Source organism: Cupriavidus sp. WKF15 (genome assembly GCF_029278605.1).
GTDB lineage: Bacteria > Pseudomonadota > Gammaproteobacteria > Burkholderiales > Burkholderiaceae > Cupriavidus.
The window spans coordinates 1,336,088-1,356,866 of the sequence record NZ_CP119573.1 but is presented as its reverse complement, the minus strand read 5'-3'; the positions used below and the strand labels follow the sequence as shown (position 1 = coordinate 1,356,866).

At 65.7% G+C, this 20,779-nt stretch carries 19 protein-coding genes; 6 read left to right on the top strand and 13 right to left on the bottom strand.

All coding sequences use genetic code 11. The features are described from left to right. The first annotated feature begins 139 nt into the window (after positions 1–139). The 5 genes from CupriaWKF_RS23560 (at position 140) to CupriaWKF_RS23540 (ending at position 5,818) form a co-directional block, all read left to right on the top strand. The gene (locus CupriaWKF_RS23560; RefSeq protein WP_276103149.1) at positions 140–1,969 is read left to right on the top strand and encodes a multicopper oxidase domain-containing protein; all 1,830 of its coding nucleotides are present in this window, start codon (positions 140–142) and stop codon (positions 1,967–1,969) included. Between the two features lie 420 nt (positions 1,970–2,389). After that, positions 2,390–2,680: a hypothetical protein gene (locus CupriaWKF_RS23555; RefSeq protein ID WP_276103148.1), complete on the top strand. Its 291-nt coding sequence runs from the start codon at positions 2,390–2,392 to the stop codon at positions 2,678–2,680. Between the two features lie 723 nt (positions 2,681–3,403). Beyond that, positions 3,404–4,984 (top strand): isocitrate lyase, encoded by a 1,581-nt coding sequence (locus CupriaWKF_RS23550; protein WP_276103146.1) that lies wholly within the window; start codon positions 3,404–3,406, stop codon positions 4,982–4,984. Positions 4,985–5,146: 162 nt separating this feature from the next. Then, positions 5,147–5,377, top strand: coding sequence for a type II toxin-antitoxin system Phd/YefM family antitoxin (locus CupriaWKF_RS23545; protein WP_276103145.1), 231 nt, complete (start codon positions 5,147–5,149; stop codon positions 5,375–5,377). 294 nt (positions 5,378–5,671) lie between these two features. Beyond that, positions 5,672–5,818, top strand: a complete 147-nt coding sequence (locus tag CupriaWKF_RS23540) for a DUF3096 domain-containing protein (RefSeq protein WP_082016388.1) — start codon at positions 5,672–5,674, stop codon at positions 5,816–5,818. A 15-nt stretch (positions 5,819–5,833) separates the two neighbouring features. On the opposite strand, the gene CupriaWKF_RS23535 is transcribed toward CupriaWKF_RS23540, so the two are convergent. The 13 genes from CupriaWKF_RS23535 to CupriaWKF_RS23475 form a co-directional block, all read right to left on the bottom strand. Beyond that, complete coding sequence (locus CupriaWKF_RS23535; protein ID WP_276103179.1) at positions 5,834–7,261, bottom strand: MFS transporter; 1,428 nt, start codon at positions 7,259–7,261, stop codon at positions 5,834–5,836. A gap of 172 nt (positions 7,262–7,433) precedes the next feature. Beyond that, positions 7,434–8,390, bottom strand: a complete 957-nt coding sequence (locus CupriaWKF_RS23530; protein WP_276103143.1) for a PDR/VanB family oxidoreductase — start codon at positions 8,388–8,390, stop codon at positions 7,434–7,436. 78 nt (positions 8,391–8,468) lie between these two features. After that, complete coding sequence (locus CupriaWKF_RS23525; RefSeq protein WP_276103142.1) at positions 8,469–9,437, bottom strand: VOC family protein; 969 nt, start codon at positions 9,435–9,437, stop codon at positions 8,469–8,471. Between the two features lie 22 nt (positions 9,438–9,459). Then, complete coding sequence (locus CupriaWKF_RS23520) at positions 9,460–10,935, bottom strand: aldehyde dehydrogenase (RefSeq protein WP_276103141.1); 1,476 nt, start codon at positions 10,933–10,935, stop codon at positions 9,460–9,462. 41 nt (positions 10,936–10,976) lie between these two features. Beyond that, positions 10,977–11,783, bottom strand: a complete 807-nt coding sequence (locus tag CupriaWKF_RS23515; protein ID WP_276103140.1) for an aspartate dehydrogenase — start codon at positions 11,781–11,783, stop codon at positions 10,977–10,979. Positions 11,784–11,795: 12 nt separating this feature from the next. Then, complete coding sequence (locus tag CupriaWKF_RS23510; protein ID WP_276103139.1) at positions 11,796–13,511, bottom strand: thiamine pyrophosphate-binding protein; 1,716 nt, start codon at positions 13,509–13,511, stop codon at positions 11,796–11,798. Further along, positions 13,504–14,307, bottom strand: a complete 804-nt coding sequence (locus CupriaWKF_RS23505) for an SDR family oxidoreductase (RefSeq protein ID WP_276103138.1) — start codon at positions 14,305–14,307, stop codon at positions 13,504–13,506. The genes CupriaWKF_RS23510 and CupriaWKF_RS23505 overlap by 8 nt, the downstream gene beginning before the upstream one ends. 5 nt (positions 14,308–14,312) lie before the next feature. After that, complete coding sequence (locus CupriaWKF_RS23500; RefSeq protein WP_276103137.1) at positions 14,313–15,170, bottom strand: IclR family transcriptional regulator; 858 nt, start codon at positions 15,168–15,170, stop codon at positions 14,313–14,315. Between the two features lie 46 nt (positions 15,171–15,216). Next, positions 15,217–15,753, bottom strand: a complete 537-nt coding sequence (locus CupriaWKF_RS23495) for a cupin domain-containing protein (protein ID WP_276103136.1) — start codon at positions 15,751–15,753, stop codon at positions 15,217–15,219. A 32-nt stretch (positions 15,754–15,785) separates the two neighbouring features. Further along, complete coding sequence (locus tag CupriaWKF_RS23490) at positions 15,786–16,556, bottom strand: SDR family oxidoreductase (protein WP_276103135.1); 771 nt, start codon at positions 16,554–16,556, stop codon at positions 15,786–15,788. After that, positions 16,549–17,616: an aromatic ring-hydroxylating dioxygenase subunit alpha gene (locus tag CupriaWKF_RS23485; protein WP_276103134.1), complete on the bottom strand. Its 1,068-nt coding sequence runs from the start codon at positions 17,614–17,616 to the stop codon at positions 16,549–16,551. Before CupriaWKF_RS23485 ends, CupriaWKF_RS23490 begins: the two co-directional genes overlap by 8 nt. A gap of 46 nt (positions 17,617–17,662) precedes the next feature. After that, positions 17,663–17,968, bottom strand: a complete 306-nt coding sequence (locus CupriaWKF_RS23480; RefSeq protein WP_276103133.1) for a recombinase-like helix-turn-helix domain-containing protein — start codon at positions 17,966–17,968, stop codon at positions 17,663–17,665. Positions 17,969–18,182: 214 nt separating this feature from the next. Further along, positions 18,183–19,028 (bottom strand): alpha/beta hydrolase, encoded by an 846-nt coding sequence (locus CupriaWKF_RS23475; protein ID WP_276103132.1) that lies wholly within the window; start codon positions 19,026–19,028, stop codon positions 18,183–18,185. A 548-nt stretch (positions 19,029–19,576) separates the two neighbouring features. Between CupriaWKF_RS23475 and CupriaWKF_RS23470 the strand changes: the two genes are divergently transcribed. Then, on the top strand, positions 19,577–20,668 hold the full coding sequence (locus CupriaWKF_RS23470; protein ID WP_276103131.1) for a porin: 1,092 nt from the start codon (positions 19,577–19,579) through the stop codon (positions 20,666–20,668). Positions 20,669–20,779: the final 111 nt, after the last annotated feature.

Sequence of the window (20,779 nt, the reverse complement as noted above, 5' to 3'; positions counted from 1 at the left end):
GGAACGATGAACGCGTCAATGGCGCTTTTCTGGTCTCAACGGACCTGGCGCCGGTCGGCCCGACAACTCCGAGAGAGGTCAGCACAGTCAGGCAATGACTGTTTGCATTCAGGCTGGCAATTGGCGAGGAGGGTATGTGATGCCAACCCGTTGCATTGCGTTCGTGTTAGCCGCGCTCGCGGCCGGGACGGTAATGGCGGCCATCGTCAGCCATGACAACACCCATCCAGCCGGCCGACTCGAGGCGAACGTCCTCCATTTGCACATGGTCGCGGATATCGGCACCTGGCGGCCGCAAGGGGTCCGAGGCGTTTCCTTGCAGGTCGCGGCCTTTGCGGAAGAAGGCAAGGACCTCCTGGTGCCGGGGCCGCTCATCCGCGTACCGGAAGGCACAACCGTCGAGCTGACGCTGCGCAACGCGCTGTCGTGGGAGTTGAGCATGTTCGGCCTGTGCGCACGACCGGGGACCTGCGAGCCCATCGCGATTCCCCCTGGCGAGTCACGTAACATCCGGTTCGTCCTGAACGGCGCAGGCACATACCACTATTGGGGATCTACCGGACCATCCACCTTGGCCGAGAGAACACGCCGTGATTCGCAGCTAGGCGGCGCCATCATCGTGGAACGGCGCGGTGAAGCAACGCCCGACGGAATCTTCGTGATCTCCAGCTACGACGCGCCTCGGCCAGAGGTCGACGACCCGCGCAAGGTTGCGGTCCCGGATCGGGACGTGCGGATCTTCGCGATAAACGGTTGGTCGTGGCCGCATACGCCGAGGCTTCGCTATCACGCAGGCGATGCGGTTCGCTGGAGGATCGTCAATCTGTCGAATATCGGACATGCAATGCACCTGCATGGCTTTCATTTCAAGCTGGACTCGGTTGGCGACGGCAGCGTCGATCGGGCTTTGGCCGAAGAGCAACGGCGCACTGAAGTCACGGAGTTCGTCGGCCCGGGCCGCACCTTTGCGCTGTCGTGGACGCCGACCCGCCCGGGGAACTGGCTGTTTCACTGTCACATGGTCGAGCACATGACCCAGCCCGGGTTCGATGCCCACGCGACCCATGGCGACGATCATGCCGCCGGGATGGCGGGGCTCGTGCTGGGCATCGAGATCGACGGCTCCGCCTCCGATGCATCTGCGGCCGCACCGCGAAGGCTGTCGCTCGTCCTGCATGAGGAGCCCCATCGCTATGGCGAGCGCTCGGGCTATCGGATTGACCTGGCTGGCGCGGATGCGCCGCGGCTCGATTCCGGGCCGGTCCCCGGACCGGTCCTGGTGCTGTATCGGGGAGAGCCCGTAGAGATCGAGATCGTGAACCGGCTTTCGGAGTCCACGGCAATGCACTGGCACGGCATTGAAATCGAAAGTTACTACGATGGCGTCCCCGGTTTTGGCGGCCAAGGCGCCAGGCTCGCTCCGCCGATCACTCCCGGCGGGTCCTTCGTGGCCAGGTTCACGCCACCGCGCGCCGGAACGTTCATCTACCACACGCATTGGCACGACGAGGCTCAGCTTGCAGGCGGACTGTACGGCGCGCTGCTCGTGCTGGAGCCGGGCGAACGATATGACCCGTCTACCGACCACATCATCGTCATCGGACTCAACGGTGTGCTGACACAAGGCGAACGCGAGCCCTTTGCCCTGAACGGGCGCGCGACGCCCGCGCCAATCCGGCTTCGCGCCGGTGTGCCGAACCGGCTTCGTCTCATCAACATCACCGCGAACAACTCCGTGCTGACGGCCTTCCTGATCGATCGGTCCGATCTTGCGACATGGAAGCCCGTCGCCAAAGACGGTGCGCGCTTGCCCCCGGAGCAAAGGGATCTCCGGCCGGCTCGGCAACTGATTTCGGTCGGGGAAACCTACGATTTCGAGATAACTCCGCCGCGGCCCCAGGATCTCTGGCTGGAAATACGACGAGGCAATGGCGAGTGGGTGCTGCAAGCGCCTGTCGTGGTGCGGTGAGCTCCTACCGCGACAACGCCGAACTTCAGTCGTTCACAATGCGGAGCGCGAATGACGGGTCCGGAAGCGCTGTCTGGCTGGCCGATGGGCGGGGTTCCTTTCCATTGCTTGCATGTGCTGGCTCCAAGGCCTGCCCTTCAACATCTAACTCGCAGTGGATCGACGACCACGCGCACCTGATCAAGCGTCCGGTGGGCAACCCCTCTTGCGGACGCTGACTGATGCCATCAGGAATTCGCGCCGCTTCGCAGGCATACCACGACCGCACAGTTACTACACTAGGTGAGGGTCGCGATTATGAGGTACGCGGCCTTCTCAGTTGCTTTCCGCCCGACCCGCTGTCGGAAAGAGCAGCTACACGCTCCAAGCGGCATGCCCGTCTCGTCGGTCCGTCGGTCCATCAAACAGGAGGATCCGAACATGCAAACAGTGATAAGGAGATTTTCCGGAAGGGGTGCAAAAGAGTTGTTCGACTTGCTGGAAACGCGTACGGATGAGGTCGAAGAACTGATGCGCTCGGTCAAAGGCTTTGTCGGCTACACCCTCGCTCGCAGCGGCGATGGCGGATTCTCGGTGACGGTATGTCAGGACAAGGCGGGCATTGACGAAAGCGTGCAAAAGGCGCGGGAATGGGTAGCCAAGAACGCCGGAAGCACGGGCGTGGGCGCGCCAGAGCTAACGGAGGGATCAGTCCTCATTCACCTGAAGTAAGTTCGTCTTGCGACGGGGCAGCGCATGAGTTCCTCGGGAACATTCGGACGCCCGCAATCTCATTGGCTGCTCCGCATGCACACTTCTTGCCGGTTCGTCCAGACCTGCCATCGAGCGGCGAGTCGCGGATAAGCCCTATGACTTCCAGTCGTTGACGGCCAAGGCAAAAAAGATCAGGTAAGCCGCTTGTCTTTATGGTTCCTTGCGATCCAATGCAGGCTGGCTCGCTCCGCGCTGACGGATCAAGGAATCGCTCAGCGCGTGCACAAGCATCCTCGACCTGCGATCGACAAAGTAGCGCTGTCCCGCTTCGAGCACGATGTCTTTGGGATCGCCGTCATGCGTGATCCACGCCTTCCCCGTCACGCACTCGATGGAACTCCCGAATTCGGACGTCGTGCCGAAGGTTTGCCCCTTCGCCAGGGTGCGGGAGGCCGCGGCCGCGTTCCCTCCTCCTCCAGTCACTGAAAGCGCGTTTCACATTACGGAATGTCCTTCGAATTTTCCCAGCGAGCCTTTTCGTTTGCTGAAAACGTGTTCCACATCGCAAAACTTGATGCCTATCTCATTGAAAAATAAGGAAAAACTAACTCTTATGTCTTATATAAGACCTTGCCGCAACGCATCAAGAAGGCCCTACAATAAGTCCACGCTGCTTGCTTCGATATCCGTAGCGGCAAACTCGATCAGTTTTCAAACGCTCCCTACCCCTAGGAAATTCACATGGCCCAGTATCAAGACGACATCAAGGCAGTTGCGGCTTTGAAAGAGAACCACGGCAGCGCGTGGAACGCGATCAATCCCGAGTATGCCGCCCGCATGCGCGCCCAGAACAAGTTCAAGACGGGCCTGGACATCGCCAAGTACACGGCCAAGATCATGCGCGCCGACATGGCCGCCTACGACGCAGACTCGTCCAAGTACACCCAGTCGCTGGGCTGCTGGCACGGTTTCATCGGCCAGCAGAAGATGATCTCCATCAAGAAGCACTTCAACAGCACCGAGCGCCGCTACCTTTACCTGTCGGGCTGGATGGTGGCTGCACTGCGCTCCGAGTTCGGCCCGCTGCCGGACCAGTCGATGCACGAGAAGACTTCCGTCAGCGCGCTGATCCGCGAGCTGTACACCTTCCTGCGCCAGGCCGACGCCCGTGAACTGGGCGGCCTGTTCCGCGAGCTGGACGCTGCCCAGGGCGCCGCCAAGGCCGCGATCCAGGCAAAGATCGACAACCACGTCACCCACGTCGTGCCCATCATCGCCGACATCGACGCGGGTTTCGGCAATGCCGAAGCCACGTACCTGCTGGCCAAGCAGTTCATCGAAGCCGGCGCATGCTGCATCCAGATCGAAAACCAGGTGTCCGACGAGAAGCAGTGTGGCCACCAGGATGGCAAGGTCACCGTGCCGCACGAGGACTTCCTGGCCAAGATCCGCGCCATCCGCTACGCCTTCCTGGAGCTGGGCGTGGACGACGGCATCATCGTGGCCCGTACCGACTCGCTGGGCGCCGGCCTGACCAAGCAGATCGCCGTGACCCATACGCCGGGCGACCTGGGCGACCAGTACAACTCGTTCCTGGATTGCGAAGAGCTGTCGGCCGACCAACTGGGCAACGGTGACGTCATCATCAAGCGCGACGGCAAGCTGCTGCGTCCGAAGCGCCTGCCCAGCAACCTGTTCCAGTTCCGCGCCGGCACGGGCGAAGCGCGCTGCGTACTGGACTGCGTCACCGCACTGCAAAACGGCGCCGACCTGCTGTGGATCGAAACCGAAAAGCCGCATATCGCCCAGATCGGCGGCATGGTCAGCGAGATCCGCAAGGTCATCCCGAACGCCAAGCTGGTGTACAACAACAGCCCGTCGTTCAACTGGACGCTGAATTTCCGCCAGCAGGCATATGACGCGATGAAGGCCGCGGGCAAGGATGTGTCGGCCTACGACCGCACCCAGCTGATGAGCGTGGAATACGATGACAGCGAACTGGCGAAGCTGGCCGACGAAAAGATCCGCACGTTCCAGGCCGACGCGTCGCGCGAAGCTGGCATCTTCCACCACCTGATCACGCTGCCGACCTACCACACCGCCGCGCTGTCGACCGACAACCTGGCCAAGGAATACTTCGGCGACCAGGGCATGCTGGGTTATGTGGCTGGCGTGCAGCGCAAGGAAATCCGTCAGGGCATCGCCTGCGTCAAGCACCAGAACATGTCGGGGTCGGACATTGGTGACGACCACAAGGAATACTTCAGCGGCGAAGCGGCCCTGAAGGCGGCGGGTAAGGACAACACGATGAACCAGTTCTGATACCCGTAATACCCCAAGCAAAACGCCAACCCGTGTATGGGTTGGCGTTTTTTTTAGCAGATCGCTTGCGCTTACGCTGAAACGTACAGCCCAGCGAAATTGGCCAAAGACTGTTAAGGAACTATATTCGGTCTAGTCATGCCCACCTACAGGAACTGTGCAATGCGAATCGCCGATCACGTCAAGCCGATCAGCTATCTCAAGAGCGAAGCCGCGCAGATTGTCAAGGACCTTGCTGAATCCGGTGAACCATTGATCATCACCCAAAACGGCGAAGCCAAGCTCGCTGTCCAGGACGTGCGCAGCTACGAATCCGATCGGCAGACATTGGCCCTGCTGAAGATTCTGGCCCTTGGGCAAAAGCAGATCGACCAGGAAAAATTTGAGATCTGACGGCCCTGCTGCAGAAAATCATCCTGCTGGTGTAAGAAGAGACGACCAACGCCGCAACCCCGCGCATCGCTGAATCGCCTTGATCGCTTCGAGGGCACAAAAGGCACCGTAGCATCGTGCCAGAGGCATCTCCGCCTCACATTGGGCCGTTGAGACCATGCTTCGTCGCGCAGAATAGGAGATCGTCCGACATCTGGATCGGTGGCACCGTCCTAGAAAGAAAGTGAGCGCACTGGAACCTGAAGGCGCCCGCAAGACAGTGCCGCTCGAGCATGCCAACTACCTGGAGTCATCGTGACCATCATTACCAGTGCCGGACCCCTCATCTCGCTGATCGCCGGCATTCTGATACTTGTCGTGCCGCGACTGCTCAATTACATCGTCGCCATCTACCTGATCGTCATCGGTCTGCTTGGACTGTTCGGCGGACATCTGCGGTGAACGGACGCAAGGAACTCAGACCTCCAGCTCCTCCAACACCTGCCCCTTGGTCTCGATCCCCAGGAAATGCACGGTGATCGCCGCCAGGAACGGCACCGCGGCCAGCGCAAGGAACGCACTGCTGAGATTGCCGCTGCCGATGGTGCCGGCGATCAGTGAAGGCGCAAAAATGGCAGCCAGCTTGAGCCAGGCACCGCCAAGCCCACACCCCATGGCCCGTACGCTGGTGGGGTACAGCTCCGGCGTATAGACGTAGGCCGTGATGAATCCGCTGGCCAGAAAGCCCATGGCCAGCGCACAGAACGTCGCCACGACATAGACCGTCGACGCGTGGAACACCCCGGCCAGCACCAGCGACAACGCACACAGCAGGAACGACACGTTGATCACAGGCTTGCGGCCCACCTTGTCGACGATCATCGCGCAGACCAGCGAACCCACCACGCCCAGGACAGAAGCCCCCGCAGCAAGATTCAGCGCGAGCTGCAACGGCGCGTGGTACACGGTCTTGTACACCGTGGGCAGCCAGGTCGAGAGCCCATACTGGATGAACCCGCAGGTCGCCCACAGCATCCACACCGCCAGCGTCCGGCCGATGTAGGCCTTGCTCACCAGGTCACGCACGCGGCGGCGCGGATGATGCGTCATGGCGTCATAGGCGCTGGTATCCCCCGGCGGCGGCAGCGGGGTACGAGCGCGCGCTTCGAACGCGCGCAGCGCGCTGTCGGCTTCGGCCATGCGGCCCTTCTCCGCGAGCCAGCGCGGCGATTCGGGAATCACGCGGCGCAGGATGAAGAACAGCACCAGCGGCACGCCGCCGAGGAAGTACATCACCTCCCAGCCGTAGTGCGGCACCAGCCAGGCACCCACCCCGTTGGAGACCATCAGGCCGATCGGGAACACCACCTCGTACAGCAGCACGAAGCGGCCGCGGCCATGCGCGCGCGTGACTTCGTTGATGTAGGTGGCCGCCACCGGCAGCTCCCCGCCAAGGCCCAGCCCCTGCACGATACGCAGCAGCGCGAAGATCTCGAACGACGGCGCGAAGCCGCACGCAATGCTCATCAGGCCGATGATGCCCGCGCTCCAGCCGATGGATCGCAGCCGGCCGAAGCGCTCGGCCAGCGCCGGGAACACCAGCGCGCCGACAAGCTGTCCCACCGACGGTGCCGCGATCAGGAAGCCGATCTGGCCCGGCGTGAGCGACCACTTGGCGATCAGCAGCGGCAGCGTGGCGGCGATGGCGATGACATCGAAGCCATCGAAGAACGTCGCCAGGCCGATCAGCAGCCGCGCGCGGATATGCATGGCATTGCCCGGCATGCGCTCGATACGGGCGATGATGTTGCCCCGTGTGATACCGCCGGCGGCGCTGGCGCTGCGGCTGTCGGCAATGCCGGCGGCCCCTTCGGCCGCAGTCACGATACTGGCGCTGGCCGCCATCTGCGCGCCGGGGGACGCGGTGTCTTGTCTCTGTGTCAGCACGGTGCTTCTCTTCTAATGCTTTCGGGGGCAGTCAGCCATCGCGCCGCGGCACGAAGGGCTTCGGTTGCGCTCGCAGGCGCACGGTGAAGCGCCGGCGAGGCCGGCAGGCCCCGCCGTCGGGCGCGTGGACCTACAGGTCCAGCACCAGCCGGCTGCCCTTGCAACCGGACACACAGACCATCATGGTCTTGTTGGACGCGCGCTCGCTGTTGCTGAGCACGCTGTCGCGATGGTCGGGGCAGCCTTCCAGCACGGCGGTCTCGCAGGAGCCGCACACGCCTTCGCGGCAGCTGTGCTCGACATCGAGACCGGCGTCGAGCAAGGCATCGAGCAGCGACTTGCCGGACGGCACCTTGACCAGCGTGCCCGTGCGCGACAGCTGGACCACGTACTCCCCTTCCTGCACCGCCTCGGTCGACGGATCGGCGGCGAAGCGCTCGATATGGACGTTCGGATAGCCGTGCGCCTCGCACGCGGCTTCGAAGGCATTGAGCATCGGGCCCGGGCCGCAGCAGTAGAGATGCGTCTGCACGTCTTGCCCGGCCAGCATGGCGTTCAGGTCGGGCGGTGCGCCGGCCTCGTCGTCGAAGTGGAAACGCACGGCGTCGCCGTAGGCCGACAGCGATTCGGTGAACGCCGCCTCGGCGCGCGTGCGCGCGCAGTACAGCAGCGTGAATGGACGGCCCAGCTCGGCCAGCCGGCGCGCCATGCAGACGATCGGCGTGACGCCGATGCCGCCGGCCACCAGCACCGTATGCGCGGCGCTTTTATCGAGCTCGAAGTTGTTGCGCGGCGCACCGATGGTCAGCGTGGCACCGACGCGCAGCTGTTCGTGCACGTAGCGCGAGCCACCACGGCTGTTGCGGTCCAGCAGCACGCCCACGGTATAGCGGTCACGGATTTCCGGCGCGCCGCACAGCGAGTAGCTGCGCACCAGGCCGTTGCCGAGGTGCAGGTCGATATGGGCGCCCGGACCGTATTCGGGCAACGCGGCCCCGTCGGGATCTTGCAGCTCGAGGCTGACAATGCCGCGCGCTTCGTAGCGCATGGCCTGGACTCGCATCGTCAGGGTCTTGTGGGCACTCATGTCTCTTCCTTCTGTTTCCATCGCGCGCCGCGGACTTCGCGGGCGCGGTACTGAACTTGCGTGGTCGTGCGCCGGGGCTCAGCGCTTCTCGGTCAGGAACTTGCCCGCCGGACCGCCGGCATTCTTCTGGCGGCGGGTATTGCCGTCGATGCCGCCTTCGATCGCCCATTCGGCGAACACGGTCGGACCCGGCTCGAACGCGCGCGGCTCCCAGTGTTCGTCGAGCTGGTCTTCGTCGGCGTAGTACTCGATCAGGCCGCCGGCCGGATTCTTGAAGTACCAGAAATAAGCCGACGAGATCGGGTGGCGGCCCGGGCCGAGCTGCGTGTCCCAGCCCTTGCGCGACATATGCATGCCGCCGCCAAAGACTTCGTGCAGGTCGCGCACGGTGAAGGCGACATGGTTGATGCCCGCCTTCGGCTCCGGCAACTGCAGCAGGAACAGGTCATGGTGGCCGCCCTCGGCCGCGCAGCGCAGGAAGGCGCCGCGGTCCGGGTAGCGGTCGGACGGCACGAAGCCGAACTTCTCCACGTAGAAGCGCTCGGTGACCTTCACGTCCTTGACGAAGAAGACGACGTGGCCCACTTCGATGGGGATGGCGCGTTCGTAGATCGGGCTGGGCTGGTTCAGGCGCGGCTTGTCGTTCCACGTGTTCATCAGCGCGCATTCAACCTGCACGTCGTGCTTGCGCGTCACCTGGAAGCGTACGGCCAGGCCGTTCGGGTCGGTGCAGCCGATTCGTGCGCCGTTGTCCAGCGCCACGAACGTCGGCTCCTTGCCAATGCGATCGCGAATTCCCGCCAGCGACGTTTCGTTGTCCACGCCCCACACCACTTCGCGCAGCGTCGGGCCGGCCTCGATGGCAGGCGGCAGCGTGGCGTCGTCGATGCGGCGCACCAGCACGCGGCAGCCGTTGAGCGTTTCGAAATCCAGGCCCTGCGCGTCGTCGCGCTTGATGGTCAGGCCCCAGTCGCCGAAAAAGCCGCGGCAGGCGTCGAAGTCATCCGCGCCGTAGACGATCTCGTCGATTCCCAATACCTTGATCATGGTTCTCTCCAGCGTGCCGGGCTCAGTTGGCCCACGGCAGCGGTTGTTCGTTCAGGCCCCAGTACACGCTTTTCTGCTCCATGTACTGCAGGATGCCCAGCCTTCCCTTCTCGCGCCCGAGGCCGCTGTCGCGCCAGCCGCCGAACGGGGTAGAAATGGAAAACTGCTTGTAGGTGTTGATCCACACGTTGCCGGCTTGCACGGCGCGTGCCACGCGCCAGGCGCGCTTGTAGTCGCGCGTCCAGATGCCGGCCGCCAGCGCGTAGACGCTGTCGTTGGCCTGTTCGATCAGATCGTCCTCGTCATCGAACGGGATGGCCACCAGCACCGGCCCGAAGATTTCTTCCTTGGCGATGCGGGCGTGGTTGTCCAGGCCCTCGATGATGGTCGGCGTATAGAAGTAGCCGTTGGGCAGCCCCGCGACGTCCGGACGCAGGCCGCCGGTGCGAAGCTGGCCGCCGTCCTGCACGCCCATGGCGACATAGGACTCGATCGAGTCGCGGTGGCGATCAGTGATCAGCGGGCCCATCTGCGTGCGTTCGTCAGCCGGGTCGCCTACGCGCAGGTGCGCGGCACCGGCAGCCAGGCGCTCGATGAACGGCTCGTACTGCGAGCGCGCCACGAACAGGCGCGAACCCGCGATGCACGATTCGCCCGACGAGCTGAAGATGCCGTACAGCACGCCGTTCACCGCGTGGTCCAGGTCGGCGTCGTCGAACACCATGGTCGGCGACTTGCCGCCCAGTTCCAGCGACACCGGCATCATCTTGTCGGCCGCGATATGCGCGATGTGCTTGCCGGTGGTGGTGCCGCCCGTGAACGACACGCGGCGCACCAGCGGATGCTTGGTGATGGCGTCACCGATCACCGAGCCCTTGCCCGGCAGCACGCTGATCAGCCCCTTGGGCACGCCCGCTTCCTCGCAGATGCGCGCCAGTTCCAGCGCCATCAGCGGCGTCACTTCGGCGGGCTTGACCACCACGGCGTTGCCGGCGGCCAGGGCGGGCGCCATCTTCTGCGCTTCGCTGGCGATCGGCGAATTCCACGGCGTGATCGCGGCCACCACGCCCATGGGCTCGTAGACGCTCATGGTCAGGCAGTCGCCGCGCTGCGGGGTGATCTGCTCTTCCAGCGTTTCGCAGGCGGCGGCGAAGAACTGGAAGGTGCTGGCGGCGCTGGCGACCAGCGCGCGGGTTTCGCTGATGGGCTTGCCGTTGTCGAGGCGCTGGCGCTGCGCGAGCGGCTCAGCCTGCGCGCGGATCAGCTCGGCCACGCGGTACAGCACGGCGGCGCGCTCGTGCGGCTTGCGCCGGGCCCAGCCGCTGGTCTCGAACGCGCGCTGCGCGCCCTGCACCGCTTCTTCCACGTCCGCGAGGCTCGCGGCGTTGAGTCCGGCCACCACTTCGCCGGTGGCCGGGTAGCGCGTCGCGTAGCGGTCGCCGGTCCCCAGGCGCCATTCGCCTGCGATACAGATGGGGAGTACTTCTTGCGTCTTCATTGTGGTTGCCTGCTTGGTCTGTGGGGGCCGGCCGCTGCCTGCTAGATCGATACCGCGTGCGCCCGGTTGCCCAGCGCGCGCACCACGCTGAACACCGTCAGCGCCGAAGTCTTGGGGTTGGCCGCGAGCGGCTTGCCGCGCATGGTCAGCTCGAAGCCGCCGAACGCGCCGCGCGCTTCCACGTGGTGGACGTTCTCGACAGCGTCCGGGTCGGCCAGCAGCCGCACCGAGGTGCGGTCCAGCCCAAGGCCGGCCAGCGACACCGTGGCCGCCACATTGGCGTTCTTCGGGTACAGGCGGGCCGCGTCGCGCGCAGTGCCTTCGAAGATCACCGTGGGCTCGGTCAGCGCATCGAGGTCGAACAGTTCCGCAGCCGGCGTGCCGGTCCAGGCACGGGCCGGCTTGCGGCCGGTGTAGATGACCTCGTCGAGGCCGCCCACGCGCGCCGCGGCCAGCGCGTCGATGGCGCCGATCGCGCCGGACAGCAGTTGCACCTGCGTCTTGCCGCGGCGGGCGGCAGCTTCCAGGCGCTCGGCCATGCCGGGCTCGGACAGCGCGCCGACCGACACCACCATGCACGGGATGCCACGTTCCAGTGCCGGCACGACGTGCTCTTCCAGCGCCTGGTGGCCCGCGCACTCGACCAGCAGGTCGGGACGCTGGTCACCGTCGACCAGATGCGTCGCCACGCGGACGTTCGGCACCAGCGCCGACAGCGCGCCGCGTGCCTCGGCCATCTGCCCTTCCGGCACGATCACCACGTCGAACGCGACATCCGGATCCGACTTCAGCAGTTCCAGCACGCCGCGGCCGATCGCGCCGCATCCCACCATGGACACATGCAGCATGGACATCTCCCTTCAGGCGGTCGTGGCGGTGGTTGCCGGCGCGGCAATCGGCGCCTGCTTGTTCACCGGCGGGCCGGCGAACACGGTCTTGAAGCTGCCGATCGACAGCATGTCGATCTCCAGCAGGAACGGACCGGCTTCGGCCGTGGCTTCCTGCAGCGCGGCGCCGACGTCGTCCAGGCTGCTGACGCGGCGGTGGCGCAGCGACAGCGACTGGCACAGCTGCGCATAGTCGGGCGTGTGCAGGTCGACATAGTGGCGGCGGCCGCCGTACTGCGCGTCCTGGATGTTCTTGATCACGCCATAGCCCTTGTCGTTCATCAGCACGATGACCATGTCGGCGCGCTCCTGCACGGCGGTGGCCAGCTCGCCCAGGTTCAGGATGAAGCCGCCGTCGCCGGCCAGCGTGAAGGTCTTCTTGCCCGAAGCCGTGGCAGCCGCGCCCACTGCGGCGCCGATACCCATGGCCAGGCCCTGGCCGATGCCGCCGCCGAGCGCATGCACGCCGGCACGCGAGTCGAAAATCTGCAGGTGGCGGTTGCCCCAGGTGCTGTTCGACACGGTCACGTCGCGCACCCAGTTGAAGTTGCGGCCCACCGCCTGCTGCAGCGCCTGCACCAGTGCCGCGTACGGGCCCAGGCCATCGACCAGCGCGTTCACCGCGGTGTCGTGAGCGCGGCGCAGGTCGCCGGCAAAGGCCGGGTCGATCTGCATGCGGCCTTCCAGGCGGTCGGCCAGCGCGTCCAGCGCCAGCGCGGCGTCGCCGCTGACAAAGTAGTCGCTCTGGTAGCAGCGGCCTTCCGAGGCCGGATCGGCGTCGATGCGCAGCAGCGGACGCGGCAGCTTCAGTTCGTACTTCAGCGTTTCATTGCCGCGCAGGCGCGAGCCGACCACCAGCATCGCGTCGCACGTCTGGTAGAACGACTCCACCGGCTTGTGCAGGTTGTAGGCGCCCAGCGAGCGCGGATCGTCTTCCGCGACGATGCCGCGGCCTTGCGTGCTGGTGACGACGCCGAAGCCCAGGTCGAGCAGGCGCTTGACCTGCTTGCTGGCGTGGCGTGCGCCACCACCGAGCCACAGCATCGGGCGCTTGGCCTTGGCCAGGCGTTCGGCCAGCGCGTCCAGCGCGTGGGCCGACGGCTGGTGCTGCGGCACCGGCAGCGGCTTGAGGTCGGCCGGCATGTCGATCAGCGCGGCCTGGATGTCGATGGGGATCTCCACGCTGACGGGACCGGTCGGCGCCGTCAGCGCGGTCTGCACGGCCAGCTTGATCGTGCTGATCGCGGTGTCGGCGCTGCGCACGCGGAAGGCGGCCTTGGACACGGCCTTCAGCATGGTGAGCTGGTCCGGGGCCTCGTGGATATATGCAAGGCTCTGGTCGAGGTACGGCGTTTCGATCTGGCCGGTGATGTGCAGCATCGGCGTGCCGGCGGTCAGGGCTTCGACCATGGCGCCCGCGGCATTGCCGGCGGCGGTGCCGGTGCTGGTCAGGCACACGCCCAGGCCGCCCGTGGTGCGGGCGCAGGCGTCGGCCATATTGGTGCCGCCCGCTTCGCCGCGCGCCGGCACGAAGCGGATGTTGCCGCGCTCGCCCATGGCGTCGAGGATCGGCATGTTGTGGATCGAGATCACGCCAAAGGCAGCCTTGACGCCGCACTGTTCGAGAAAGGCCGTGATGGCGCAGCCCACGGTGACTTGCTGTTGTTCGTACTGTTGTTGGTTAGGCATGACGGGAGTGTCCTCCGGAGATATCAATATGGCTGCCCGTGGTGTACGAAGACAACGGCGAGGCAAGGAACAGGATGGCGCGGGCTGCCTCGACGGGCAGGCCCAGGCGGCCGAGTGGAATATGTTTCTGCTGGGCCAGGCGCGCGGTCCACGCGGCCCAGTCCAGGTGTTGGTCTGCTTCGGGGCGCGCCTCGAAGCGGCGGCGCCACTGGCCCGATTCGACCAGCCCGATCAGGATGCCGTTGACGCGCACGCCCTTGGGCGCGAACTCGGTGGCCATCGAGCGCACCAGGTTCAGCACGCCGGCGCGCGCGGCGGAGGTCGCCACCATGTGCGGCTCGGGCTGCTGCGCGAGCAGCGAGTTGACGCAGACAATGGCGCCCTGCCCCGATTGTTCGAGTTGCGGCAGGAAGGCGCGCGTCGGGTGGATCACCGAGAAGAACTTGAGTTGCAGCTCTTCCATCCACGCGGCATCTTCGGTGTTCGCGAAGGTCGAGACGCGGCCCTGGCCGGCGTTGTTGACCAGCATGGCGACGTTGCCCAGCGTGGCCTGCACGGCCGCGGCGAATGCGGCGACCTGTTCGGGCTTCAGCACGTCGCAGGTGGCGGCATAGAGCCGGCAACCGGGGAAGGTCTCGCGCAGCTTCGCTTCGGCGCTGCGCAGGCGCGCTTCGTCGCGGCCGCACATGGCCACGGCGGCGCCCGCTTCGAGCAGCAGTTCGACGGTGGCCAGCCCGATGCCGGAGGACCCGCCTGTGACGACGGCAACCTTGCCGTCGAGTTCAATCATGGACATTGTCCTCACTCCCGATACAGATTCACGACCTTGCCGCCAGTGCCTTTCAGCGACGGCCGGTAGTCCAGCAGGCGCGACAGCTCGGCCGCGGTGTCCCGCACTTTTTCCAACATCGAATCGAGCTGCGCCGGATCGATGTGCGCGGCCGGAATGGTCGCGCCCAGCGCCGCCACTACCTTGCGGGTGCGGTCGCGCACCGGTGCGGCGATGGTGGAGATGCTCGACTCGAAGAAGCCCTCGTGCAGCACGTAGCCGCGCTCGCGGTCGTGCTGCACGAGTTCGTACAGCGCTTCGACGCTGACCGGCGTGCGCTCGGAGAAGGCTTCGAGCTGCGGCTCGGGGTACAGCGCGCGCAGTTCGTCGAGCGACAGGTCTTCGAGCAGCACGCGGCCGAGCACGGTGGCATGCGCGGGCAGCCGCGTGCCGACATTCACGGTGCTCGCGAACGGGCGCGGCGACACCGCCTTGGCCACGTACACGATCGAACGGCCGTCGCGCACTACCAGGTTGGTCGGATAGCCGATCTCGTCGCGCAGGCGCTCCAGCAGCGGGCGGCCCAGCTCGGTCAGCTCCAGCGACGCCAGGTATTCGAAGCCCAGCCGCAGCACGGCCATGCCCAGGCGGAAGTCCCGGCCGCCGTCGGCGCGCTCGACAAAGCCGAGCATCTCGAGCGTGGTCAGCAAGCGGAACACCGTCGAGCGCGGCACCTTCAGCCGACGCGCCAGCTCGGCCGCCGAGATCGCGCGGTCCTTGCTGTTGAACTCGCCGAGCAGGCGCAGGCCGCGCTCGAGGCCCGGGACGATGTACTTGTCCGGGAACTCGGCGGCGGATTGCGTGGCGTTGGCGGACGGCAGGGCGGTCATGGCCTGGGTACCTGGTGATGGCGCGAAGTGCGGGCGGGCGCGCGCATCAGCGCTTGATCTTCGACAGCGGGTGCTCGGGCGGGTACGTCGGCGTGATGGGCTTCTGGGCGCCCAGCATCACGCACATCAGCGCGTCTTCCTCGCCGATGTTGATTTCCTCGCGGTACACGCCGGGCGGCACCGAGACCAGGTCGCGGTCGGTCAGGATGGTCTCGAAGCGCTCGCCGTCCTTTTCCAGGATCAGCTTGATCTTGCCGCGCATGACGAAGAACACCTCTTCCACGTCGGTATGGATGTGCGACGGGCCTTCATGGCCGGCGGGGATGATCATGGTCGAGAACGTGAAGTGCTCCGACGGCACGGTGTTGGTGTCGGCAGCCACGCCGGTGCCGCCGGTGCCCAGGTAACGCATCTGCGCGCGGCGGTACTTCGGGTCGTAGTCGGCCTGGAACTTCAGCGCGTCCCAGTCGTACTTGCGCGTGGAGAAGCGCGCGACGCGGCTTTCCATCCACTGGTCGAACGAGGCGCCTTCCGGTTGGTCCCAGGAACGCTTGATGTTTGCTGCTTGAGACAGATCGCTCATTTGGATTCCTTCTGTTTCAGTGGATCAGTGGATCAGTGCATGACAAAGCCGCCGTTGACGGCCAGGGTCTGGCCAGTCACGAAGCGGGCAAGATCGGACAGCGCAAACAGCACCGCGCCGCAGACATCGTCGGGCAGTTGCTCGCGCTGGATGGCGCGCTGCTCGCGATACAGGTCGTGCCGGTGCTGCGGCACGTATTCGGTGGCTTCCACCAGCGTCAGGCCCGGCGCCACTGCGTTGACGGTGATCTGGTCGCGGCCGAGTTCGCGCGCCAGCGAGCGGGTCATGCCGATGATGGCGCTCTTGCTTGCCACATAGGCCAGCAGGTTGGGCGCGCCCCACAGCGGCGTGTCGGACGCCAGGTTGATGACCGCGCCGCGGCCGCTGGCCTTCAGGGCAGGCAGGCAGGCGGTGGTCATCAGCCAGGTGCCGCGCACGTTGACGTTCATCACGCGGTCCCAGGTGGCGATGTCGATGGCGCTGGCGTCACGGCCGCCGGAGTCGGTCACGGCGGCGTTGTTGACCAGGCCGTCCAGGCCGCCCAGGCCCTTGACGGCGGCATCGGCGCAAGCCTGGATCGAAGCGGGATCGGACAGGTCCACGGGCACCGCCACCACCTTGAAGCCGCGTGCGCGCAGCGCATCAGCTTCCTGCTGCAGGCGGTCGGCCAGGATGTCGGCCAAGGCCACCGTGGCGCCGGCTTCGAGCAGCGCCTTGACGAAGGCCAGGCCCAGTCCGCGCGCCGCGCCGGTGACCAGCACCTTGCGCCCGGCCAGCAGAGCGTTGTTGGTAGCCTCAGGCATGGCTTGCCACCCCGCCGGCAGGCTTGAGCATGGCGACCGGCTCGTCGGCGATCTCCTGATCGGCGCGGCGCTTGAGCAGGCGGCGTACACGCGTGATGCCGGCATCATGCTGGTACAGCATCTCGTGGTCGCGCGCCTGCGGGGCCAGCGATTCGAGCACCACGCGGTCCTGCTCCAGCACGTCCCAGTGCAGCTGCTCCAGGCGGTTGCGGTACAGGAAGCGCCAGACGTCGCGCTGCCAGCCCTGCACGTGGCGGGTACGCCAGAAGAACACCATGCAGTGGTCTTCATCGACCGGCGTGGCCATGCCGACGATGCCGAACGGGCCGCCGGGGCCGACCTTGTCGCGATACGGAATCGCCAGGCGCAGCCACAGCGTGCCGGTCTCGCCGAATTCCACCCAGTCGAAGTTCACGCCGCGCTGGCCGACCTTCTCGAAGATCAGGCCATGCTCGGTTTCGCGGATCTGCATCACGGCCGACTTCTCGCCGCATGCCATCGAGTGCGACACGGCATGCAGGTAGGCGCCGTGCATCGGGTCCATGACGTTGTCGATGGCGTAGCGGTAGTTGCAGTCCCAGTGCGCCACGCACAGGAAGTTGCTGTGCTCGTCGCTGACCAGCTCTTCGGGCAGGCGCAGCACGTCGGGGCTGCCCTCGCCCTCTTGCGGGGCCTGGTCGCCGAACCACAGGAAGATGGCGCCAGCCTGTTCCTGCACCGGATAGCTGCGCACGCAGGTGCGGCCTTCCAGCGGGCAGCTGTCCACGGCCGGCACGCTCTTGACCTGGCCGTCGCCGCCGACTTCCACGCCGTGGTACCAGCAGGCGACGCGGTCGCCGAGATTCCAGCCCATCGACAGGCGGGCGCCACGGTGCGGGCAGCGGTCTTCCAGCGCGTGCACCTGGCCGGCGTTGTCGCGCCACAGCACGATGTTCTGGCTCAGGCGGGTGATGCCGATGGGGGCGTGGGTCACCGCCCACGAGGCGGCCACCGGGTACCAGTAGTTGCGCAGGCCGCTGTTCAGGCGGGCTTCGGCGCGGGCTTGCTTGTTCGATTCCATGTTTGTCTCGCTCGGGCTCTGGGCTGTTCAGTCGGGCTGGCTGCGGTCAGGCGCCCAGCCGGCGCATCTCGGCCAGGAAGCGCTCTTCGGTCCAGGTCTTGCCATCCAGGCACAGGAAGTTGGTGGCATTGAAGGCACGGACGATGTCCGCCGGCGATTGCGCGCCGCCTTCGAATGCGGCTTCAAGCGCGTCGCCCAGTGCGTTCTCGTACGCCGAAGGTGCGTCGGCGCGGGTCTGCCACACGATGTTGGCAACCTTGCCCGGCTGCTCGATGTGGCCCTTGCCCGCGACGTTGTTCGGGGCCGGACGCTCCCAGGGCACCAGGTTGGGGTTGTACGAGAGGCTATCCATTGCGCTTTTCTCCATGTCTGCCTGCGTGGGGACCGGTTTCATCACGCTGCGGCCCTGAGTCAGGTCACTTGCGTTTTGTTTTACTAATGAAACGCTGGTTAAGATATTGAACACAGGTACGACTATAGACAACGATGATTCAAAAATTGACTAGGGTTAACCCGCGAAACGCGGAAAGTGATGCCGGGGTGGCGTGCCCCGGCGGACGAAGGGACTAGCGGGCAGCCGCGGGCAGGGCGCCGCGGATGAGACGAGCCGTCGCCGCAGCCTGGTCGATGTAGCACGCGTGGCCGGCATCCGGCACCGGCGTAAATGGCAGGCCGAAGCGCTCCGCCAGCAAGCCGCAGGCCACCGGCGTCGTGACGATGTCCCGGCTGCCGCAGGCAATCTGTACGGGCACTGCCGCGGGACGCTTTGCCAGGTAGGCATCGATATCGTCCCCGCACAGCATGGCCACCGCCTGGCGATAGCCATCCGGGCGCAGGCGCCGCATGTTCCAGCGCACCCACGCATGCGCGCCGTCGTCGGCGCTCTCGCTCAGCAGTCGCCCCGGGCCGCGCTCGGCCAGTCCTTCCACGCCCAGCGATGCCAGCGCGTCCAGCCGTTGCCGCGCGACTTCGCGCGCCTTGTCTTCCTTGCCGGGTCCGCCATAGCCCTGGGCCACGCTCATCAGCAGCAGCTGCGCGGGCAGGCCGGCATCATCCGCGCCGGCCACATAGGCAGCTGCCATCAGCGCGCCGAGCGAATGGCCGACGATCAGGTCCGGGCGCAGGCCGAGCGTGCGCAGCCATTCCCGCAGGCGCGCCGCATAGTCCGCGGCTTTCGGCTGCGCTTGCGCCAGCGGCGTCGAATCGCCATAGCCAGGCGCATCCCATGCAAGCACGCGCGCGTGCGCGGCCAGCAGGCTGGCGCAAGGCAACCATGAGGCTGCCCCGGAACTGATGCCGTGCAGCAGCACGATCACCGGGCCGGCGGTGCCGCCGCTTCGATAGGCGACCTGCGCGCCGTTCCCGACCTGCGTGACACGTTCCGCAAACCCGCTGTCTAGTGCGGCCAGCATGTCCTGCGCCGGCGGGCACGAATCTTGATAGTCATCTCGTTCCATATATAAAACTTAGGTTTGCAAATGAAACATTATGACTATAGAAGCTGGGCTGCCGCAAAAGGATCAGGGTTAACGATAGGCCGTCTTCTGCTGGATGTGGCGGCTCTGGGTTGGTGCATGCGCCCCTCTCGCCCGACTGCCGGCGAGCGTGGCCGGGCTGGCAGTCTGCAAAGTCTTTGCTGGCGCGCCTTTCATTCCAAACATAGGGCCGCACAGTGCGAGAGCCTCATGACTGCCGGATCACTGCCGTGCACGCGTGCGTGCACAAGCAGTGTGCGGCCTGCGGCTATGCGGCTACGTCGCACTCCCGCCTCACTAGGGATAACCCTCCTCACTCCTCGCGAAAAGCCCCGCTATATTTCGCTGAACGTTTCTTAGGTTGTTTGTAGTTTTATATATGAAACGTTAAAGCGTCTGAAAATGCATATTTTGAGATTTGCAGCAGCCGTACAGGACAGACGAGCCAGAACGATTAGAAGACGGAACAAAGAAGGAAACGGTAGATGAAACTTGCACGAATCGCTGCGGGCCTGCTCGCAGCCTCCCCCCTGCTGGCCTCGGCCCAGTCGGTCACGCTGTACGGCGTGGTCGATACCGGTGTCGAGTATGTGAGCAACGTCGGCGTCAACGGCTACGGCCTGACGCGCGTGCCCAACAATACCGCGACCGTCCCCTCGCGCTGGGGCCTGCGCGGTACCGAGGACCTGGGCGGCGGACTGAAGAGCATCTTCGTGCTGGAGTCGGGTTTCGCGCCCGACACGGGCAGCGCCAACCAGGGCGGCCGCCTGTTCGGCCGCCAGGCGCTGGTGGGCCTGTCGAACCAGTATGGCCAGCTGTCGTTCGGCCGCCAGTACACCATGCTGTTCTGGGCCACGCTCGACAGCGATATCCTCGGTCCCAACGTGTACGGTTCTGGCTCGCTCGACAGCTACCTGCCCAACACGCGCGCCGATAACGCGATCTCGTACAAGGGCACCTTCGGCGGCCTGACCCTCGGCGCGACCTACAGCTTCGGCCGCGATGCGGTCAACGCCGGCCCGAGCCCCGGCGGCACCAACTGCGCCGGCGAGAACCCCGCCGACAAGAAGGCCTGCCGCGAATGGTCCGCCATGATCCAGTACGCGACCAACTGGTGGGGCGTGCACACCGCGTATGACTCGCTGCGCGGCGGCCCGGGCGCGTTCGCCGGCCTGACCAACAGCAACCTGAAGGACGACCGCCTGTCGGTGGGCGGCTACATGATCCTGGCGCGCACCAAGCTCGGCGCCGGCTGGCTGCGCCGCGACAACGACGGCAGCGCGACCCGCATCAGCGACTTGTACTACGCCGGCGCGTCCTATGACATCACGCCCGCGGTCAACCTGGCCGGCCAGGTCTACTACCTGAACTACCACGGCAGCGACAACAAGGCCTGGCTGTACGCGCTGCGCGGCACGTATTCGTTCAGCAAGCGCACGTCGGTGTATGCCACCGCCGGCTTCATCGACAACGGCGGCCAACTCGCGGCATCGGTCAGTGGCGGCTCGCCGGGTTCCAACCCGAAACCGGGCGCGAACCAGTTCGGCACGATGCTGGGCATCAAGCACATCTTCTGAGAGACGTACGCAACGTGGCGGTCGGGCGCGATCCCCGGCCGCCGCGTTCGAGGCGAACCATCCATTGGCACGCCATAGTCCGCGCGGCTTCCGCCCTGGCCTCCCGGCCAG

Coding starts and splice junctions, on each gene's coding strand:
- CupriaWKF_RS23480 (WP_276103133.1), bottom strand. CDS start 17,968: ATGGATAGCCTCTCGTACAACCCCAACCTGGTGCCCTGGGAGCGTCCG.
- CupriaWKF_RS23530 (WP_276103143.1), bottom strand. CDS start 8,390: ATGAGTGCCCACAAGACCCTGACGATGCGAGTCCAGGCCATGCGCTAC.
- CupriaWKF_RS23545 (WP_276103145.1), top strand. CDS start 5,147: ATGCGAATCGCCGATCACGTCAAGCCGATCAGCTATCTCAAGAGCGAA.
- CupriaWKF_RS23490 (WP_276103135.1), bottom strand. CDS start 16,556: ATGCCTGAGGCTACCAACAACGCTCTGCTGGCCGGGCGCAAGGTGCTG.
- CupriaWKF_RS23550 (WP_276103146.1), top strand. CDS start 3,404: ATGGCCCAGTATCAAGACGACATCAAGGCAGTTGCGGCTTTGAAAGAG.
- CupriaWKF_RS23560 (WP_276103149.1), top strand. CDS start 140: ATGCCAACCCGTTGCATTGCGTTCGTGTTAGCCGCGCTCGCGGCCGGG.
- CupriaWKF_RS23470 (WP_276103131.1), top strand. CDS start 19,577: ATGAAACTTGCACGAATCGCTGCGGGCCTGCTCGCAGCCTCCCCCCTG.
- CupriaWKF_RS23520 (WP_276103141.1), bottom strand. CDS start 10,935: ATGAAGACGCAAGAAGTACTCCCCATCTGTATCGCAGGCGAATGGCGC.
- CupriaWKF_RS23525 (WP_276103142.1), bottom strand. CDS start 9,437: ATGATCAAGGTATTGGGAATCGACGAGATCGTCTACGGCGCGGATGAC.
- CupriaWKF_RS23555 (WP_276103148.1), top strand. CDS start 2,390: ATGCAAACAGTGATAAGGAGATTTTCCGGAAGGGGTGCAAAAGAGTTG.
- CupriaWKF_RS23475 (WP_276103132.1), bottom strand. CDS start 19,028: ATGCTGGCCGCACTAGACAGCGGGTTTGCGGAACGTGTCACGCAGGTC.
- CupriaWKF_RS23495 (WP_276103136.1), bottom strand. CDS start 15,753: ATGAGCGATCTGTCTCAAGCAGCAAACATCAAGCGTTCCTGGGACCAA.
- CupriaWKF_RS23500 (WP_276103137.1), bottom strand. CDS start 15,170: ATGACCGCCCTGCCGTCCGCCAACGCCACGCAATCCGCCGCCGAGTTC.
- CupriaWKF_RS23535 (WP_276103179.1), bottom strand. CDS start 7,261: ATGGCGGCCAGCGCCAGTATCGTGACTGCGGCCGAAGGGGCCGCCGGC.
- CupriaWKF_RS23505 (WP_276103138.1), bottom strand. CDS start 14,307: ATGTCCATGATTGAACTCGACGGCAAGGTTGCCGTCGTCACAGGCGGG.
- CupriaWKF_RS23515 (WP_276103140.1), bottom strand. CDS start 11,783: ATGCTGCATGTGTCCATGGTGGGATGCGGCGCGATCGGCCGCGGCGTG.
- CupriaWKF_RS23485 (WP_276103134.1), bottom strand. CDS start 17,616: ATGGAATCGAACAAGCAAGCCCGCGCCGAAGCCCGCCTGAACAGCGGC.
- CupriaWKF_RS23510 (WP_276103139.1), bottom strand. CDS start 13,511: ATGCCTAACCAACAACAGTACGAACAACAGCAAGTCACCGTGGGCTGC.